Source organism: Mycolicibacterium arseniciresistens, from assembly GCF_030519285.1.
GTDB lineage: Bacteria > Actinomycetota > Actinomycetes > Mycobacteriales > Mycobacteriaceae > Mycobacterium > Mycobacterium arseniciresistens.
This window is the reverse complement of record NZ_JAUMSQ010000049.1, coordinates 1-5,257: the sequence shown is the minus strand read 5'-3', so window position 1 is coordinate 5,257 and position 5,257 is coordinate 1. Positions and strand designations below refer to the sequence as shown.

The 5,257-nt window shown below is 70.3% G+C and carries 6 protein-coding genes; 5 read left to right on the top strand and 1 reads right to left on the bottom strand.

Going from position 1 to position 5,257, the window contains the following annotated elements:
* Nucleotides 1-91: 91 nt before the first annotated feature.
* The 5 genes from Q2100_RS09510 to Q2100_RS09490 all read left to right on the top strand — a co-directional run bounded on the left by Q2100_RS09510 (nt 92) and on the right by Q2100_RS09490 (nt 4,467).
* Nucleotides 92-811, top strand: coding sequence for an MgtC/SapB family protein (locus Q2100_RS09510; protein ID WP_302913837.1), 720 nt, complete (start codon nt 92-94; stop codon nt 809-811).
* A gap of 16 nt (nt 812-827) precedes the next feature.
* The gene (locus tag Q2100_RS09505) at nt 828-1,232 is read left to right on the top strand and encodes a DUF1622 domain-containing protein (RefSeq protein ID WP_302913836.1); all 405 of its coding nucleotides are present in this window, start codon (nt 828-830) and stop codon (nt 1,230-1,232) included.
* Nucleotides 1,233-1,343: 111 nt separating this feature from the next.
* Complete coding sequence (locus Q2100_RS09500; RefSeq protein WP_302913835.1) at nt 1,344-2,240, top strand: SDR family oxidoreductase; 897 nt, start codon at nt 1,344-1,346, stop codon at nt 2,238-2,240.
* Complete coding sequence (locus Q2100_RS09495) at nt 2,240-3,133, top strand: DMT family transporter (protein ID WP_302913834.1); 894 nt, start codon at nt 2,240-2,242, stop codon at nt 3,131-3,133. The genes Q2100_RS09500 and Q2100_RS09495 overlap by 1 nt, the downstream gene beginning before the upstream one ends.
* An 89-nt stretch (nt 3,134-3,222) precedes the next feature.
* Nucleotides 3,223-4,467, top strand: a complete 1,245-nt coding sequence (locus tag Q2100_RS09490) for an MFS transporter (RefSeq protein ID WP_302913833.1) — start codon at nt 3,223-3,225, stop codon at nt 4,465-4,467.
* A gap of 11 nt (nt 4,468-4,478) precedes the next feature.
* Here Q2100_RS09490 and Q2100_RS09485 read toward each other — a convergent pair.
* Nucleotides 4,479-5,257, bottom strand: a 779-nt coding sequence (locus Q2100_RS09485) for an acyl-CoA dehydrogenase family protein (RefSeq protein WP_302913832.1), incomplete at its 5' end; no start/stop codon positions are given.

Sequence of the window (5,257 nt, the reverse complement as noted above, 5' to 3'; positions counted from 1 at the left end):
CCCCGCCCCCCCCCCCCGGGGGGGGGCCCCGGCCGCGGTCACTGAGCGTGTCGGAAGGTGGAAAGCCGGCGATGAGGGGAAGATCGCAGGCATGCTGGCCCTCGAACTGCTGACCCGGGTCGGTCTGGCCACGGCGCTCGGCATCGCCATCGGCTTCGAACGCCAATGGCGGTCCCGGATGGCGGGACTGCAGACGATGGCGTTGGTCAGTATGGGCTCCGCGCTGTTCCTCATCCTCAGCGCCTACAGCTTCGACCAGGAAGGCGACCGGCTTCGTGTCGCGGCCCAGATCGTCTCCGGCGTCGGGTTCCTCGGCGCCGGCGTCATCATGAAGCACGGGCTGTCCGTCACCGGCCTCAACACCGCCGCCACTCTGTGGGCCACAGCTGCCGTCGGCTCGCTGGCCGGTGCGTGGATGTGGCGCGAAGCCGTTGCCGGCGCCGTCATCGTCGTCGCGGGGAACTGGTTCCTGCAGCCCCTCGGAACCCGGCTGGACCGGATGACCACCAAGGGCGGGCGCGACGTGACGCCTGCCGAGTACCGGCTCAGCGTCGTGTGCGGAGCCCTGATGGAAACAGAGGTCAAAGCGCTGGTGGCACAAGCCTTGCCGGCGCCGCACTTCCAGTTGCGGGCAGTGCAGTCGCTTCCGACGTCCACCGCAGACCAGACCGAAGTCCGAGCCGAATACACCACCGCCGTCCGTGACGACCCGTCCGCCGAGAACGCCATCCGTGCCCTGAGCGGGCAGGCCGGGGTGACGTCGGTGCGGTGGAGCCTGGTCAACGAGCAGGCAGCCGACTGGTCGACGTGAGGGCGGGGTGATCTGAATGCGACTCGAGACGTTCTTCGAGCGGGCCACCCAGGTGTTCGAGGTGTCCGGTGTGTTGTCGATGGTCGTGGGCTTCATCTTCGCCTTCGCCCTTGCCGCGGTCATCTGGGCGCGAACCGGCGACGGCGGCCGCGCCTTCAAGACGCTGCGCAACTCGCTCGGCGGGGCGATCCTGCTCGGCCTCGAGTTGCTCGTGGCCGCGGACATCGTCAAGACCGTCACCTCGACGCCGTCGCTGACCGATGCGGCGGTGCTGGGCATGATCGTCCTGATCCGGACGGTGCTGAGCATCACCATCGAGGTGGAGGTCGACGGCGTCGCGCCGTGGCGAAAGGCCCTGACCACGGGGCCGCAGGTGCTGGCGCGGGCCGCCCGCGAGTCGACCCGACCCACGCAGGAATGACAGCGCCGTCAGCCTGCTGACCATTCAGTCAATTTGCTACGTACGCAGCTCCCGCCCCCTAGATTGTGGACGGATCCGGCTGCGGCGTGCCGGCCGGACAGGGGACCGACGGTGGCCAAGCCCGACCTCAGAAGAGCGATGCGGCTGGCGGGAATGCGTCCACTGCCGCATCTGCCTTCACGCCATCCCGTGGACCTTGCCGGCAAGCGGATCCTGCTGACCGGCGCGTCAGCCGGCATCGGCGCCGTTGCTGCCGAGAAGCTCGCCGCCAGGGGAGCCGTGATCATCGCCGTCGCGCGACGCGAACATCTGCTCGCCGAACTGGTCGACCGCATCACCGCCCACGGGGGCCGGGCCTTCGCCATGGCCGCCGACCTCGCCGACCTCGACCAGGTCGACCACTTGGTGGCCCAGGCCGGGCCGGTGGACATCCTGATCAACAACGCCGCCAGGTCGATTCGCCGGCCACTGGCCGACTCGCTGAATCGCTGGCACGACGTGGAACGCGTCATGGCGCTCAACTACTACGCGCCGCTGCGACTCATGCGGGGCCTGGCCCCCGGTATGTGCGCACGCGGCGACGGCCACATCATCAACATCGCCACCTGGCGGGTGCTGCCCGAATCTTCGCCGCTGTTCGCCGTCTACAACGCGTCGAAGGCGGCACTCAGCGCGGTCAGCCGCGTCATCGACACCGAGTGGGGTCACGCGGGCGTGCACTCCACCACCGTGTACTACCCGCTGGTGGCGACCGCCATGATCGCGCCGACGCGCGCCTACGCCGGGGTGCCCGCGCTCACCCCCGAGGAGGCCGCCGAGTGGATGGTGACCGCCGCGCGCCACCGGCCCGTCCGCATCGCGCCCCGAAAGGCCCTCGCGCTGCGGGCTCTCGACGTCGTGGCGCCCCGCGCGCTCAATCACCTCCTCGAGCGCGAGACCAACCGGATGAACGCACGCGTCACCGAATCCGCCTCTGCCACAGACATGCCGGCCCTGCGGGGGCAGTGATGCCGTCGGCGGCGGCCGGCACTGGATACCGGCCCGAAAACCTCCTCCTCGCAGCGGCTCTCACCACCGTGGCCTTCTTCTGCGTCGCGCTGGTGGGTGCGCTGGCCAAGGTCTCGGGCCAATACACCTCGACCGGCGTCCTGCTGCTCGCGCAGAACCTGATCTGCTTCCTGTTCATCGTCCCGGCCTCGCTGCGGGGTGGACGGGCGGCACTGCGCACCAACCGGATCGGCATGCACGTCTTGCGGGCGACGATGGGCACCGCCTGCTGGTACGCGCTGTTCTTCGCGATCACCCAGATCCCGTTGGCCAACGCCACCCTGCTGACCTACTCAGCACCCCTGTGGATGCCGCTGGTCGCGTGGTGCGTCACCCGGACCCGCATCTCCGGGCTGACATGGGCGGGCGCCGGACTCGGCTTCGCCGGGGTGCTGCTCGTCCTGCAGCCCCAGGGCCACCGCTTCGACACCGGCGAGCTGGCCGCACTGGCCGGCGCCGTGTTCCTCGCCGTGGCGATGATGTCGGTGCGCTGGCTCGGTGCCACCGAGCCCGTCATCAGGATCCTGTTCTACTACTTCCTGCTCTCCACCGTGCTTTCCGTGCCGATCGCGGTCCTTGACTGGCAACCGATTCCAGGGCAGGCCTGGGTGTGGTTGGCCGCCCTCGGATGCGCGCAGATGGGCTCACAGGTACTCATCGTGCTGGCCTACCGCTACGCGTCGGCGGAGAAGGTGGGCCCCTTCATCTACTCGGTGATCGTCTTCACCGCCCTGATCGACTGGGTCGTGTGGCACCACGCGCCGACGCCGGTGACATACGCCGGGATGCTGCTGGTCATCGGTGGCGGCCTCGTCGCCGTCCGCGCGCGAGCCAGACCCGTTCCCGCCCCCTGACCGTCCGGCTGCGGGGGAGCGCCCCGCCACAACGGGCGGACGGGATACTCGGTGGTGCTGCCCAGGTCTGCCCACGACGAAGGAAACACATGAGCTACTTCCGCGAACTGCGGACCAACTGGCAGCCGCTGGCGGCGGCGACCGCAGGCCTCAGCGCCGGACTGAGCCTGAGCGCCTACACCAACGCCGCGATGGGGCCACAGTTCCTCGCGGAATTCGGGTGGAGCCGCGCCGATTTCGCCCTGACCGGTGTCATCACCCTGCTGACCTTCGTCTTCCTGCCCGTCTACGGGCGCCTCACCGACCTGTTCGGTGTGCGCCGGATCGCGATCCTCGGCGTGATCGGCCTGCCCGCCTGCTGGATCGGCTATTCGCTGATGTCCGGCCCGATCTGGCAGTACTTCGCGATCAACGTCGTGCTGATCGCGTTGGGCGTGACGACGACCCCCTCGGTCTACAGCCGCCTCGTCGCCACCCGGTTCAAAGAGGCCCGCGGCCTGGCACTGGCGATCGCGATCTCAGGTCCGCCGCTGCTCGGCGCGATCGGAGTCCCCGCAGTCGAGGCCGTCAACAGCGCTTACGGCTGGCGGGTGGGCTGCCTGGCGATCGCGGCCGTCATCGCCGCGATCGGCGTGCTGGCCCTGACGTTGATCCCCGCCGAGGACCCTACGCTGCGCCGCGCCGCGCGAGATGCCAACACCCGCAACGACTATCGGGCGATCGGGCGGAGCCGGGTGTTCTGGGTCCTGCTGGGGGGTGTGCTGCTGTGCAACCTGTACCACTCGGTGACCACAACGCAACTCGGCGTGATGCTGGGCGACTCGGTGCCGGCGGGCCAGGCGGTGGCCCTGCTGGTGTCCGTGTTCGCCGTCGCCGTGATCGTCGGCCGGTTCGCCTGTGGCATCGCCCTCGACCGGTTGCCCGCCCAGATCGTCGCGGCCGTGGCGATGGGACTGCCCGGCCTCGGCTGCCTGTTGATCGCGTCACCATGGGACAGCTTCGCCGTCGTCGTGGTGGCGGTGTGCTGCCTCGGGGCGGCCTGGGGAGCCGAGGGGGACGTCATCGCCTACCTGGTGGCGCGTCGCTTCCACCTGACGATCTACAGCACCGTGCTCAGTGTGCTGTCGGCCGCCATCGGCGTCTCCTCGGCGCTGGGCGCCCTGATCCTGAGCCGCAGCCTGCAGGCCGCCCCCAGTTTCAACGGCTTCCTGACCTTCGCCGGCGCCGCCGCCTTCGTCGGCGGAGCGCTGTTCCTGCTGCTGGGTCGTCCGTCCACCGTGGTGGCCGGCCCGCCGGCCGACGCGACCGTCCCCTCCGACAGCGCTGAGCGCTGACGCCTCCCGCCTCAGCCCGCGGCGACCCGGACGACCCGGTCGGGCTTTGCGGGATCCAGCACCAGTTCGGCGATGCGCGAGCGGTGGTCCTCGGCACTGCCCAGCAGCGCGGCATCGGTGGTGGCGCGCTTGAAGTACAGGTGCGCCTGGTGTTCCCAGGTGAACCCGATGCCGCCGAGCACCTGAATGGTGTCGGCGGCGATCCGGCTCAGCGCGGCCGAGGCGGTGGCCTGCGCGATCGCGGTGGCCAGAGCCGGGTCGTCGGACCCGTCGGTCAGCGCCCACACCGCGTGATAGGCCGTCGAACGGGCGTGCTCGGTCTCGACCAGCATGTCGGCCAACCGGTGCTTGACCGCCTGGAACGACCCGATCGGCCTGCCGAACTGCAGCCGTGACTTCGCGTAGTCGACGGCCAGATCGAGCAGATGCTGTGCGGCGCCGACCTGTTCGACGGCCAGCAGCGCCGCACCGACGTGCAGAGCGTGCTGGATGACCCGGGGTGCCTCGTCGGGGCCGGCGATCAGCGTGGCCGCCGCGCCTGCCAGTTCGACCGCCGCCTGCGGGCGGGTCAGGTCCAGCGTCTGCAACGGTGTGCGCGTCACCCCGTCGGCCGTCGTGTCGACCGCGTACAACCCCAGGCCGTCGGATCCGGTGGCGGCCACCAGCAGCACATCGGCCGCGCCGGCGTCGACGACCTGCGGCAGCGTCCCGGTCAGTGCGTCGCCCTCGGCGGTGACCGTCACGGCGCCCGGGTCGAACACGCCGGCGCGCTCACCGACCGCGAATGCGG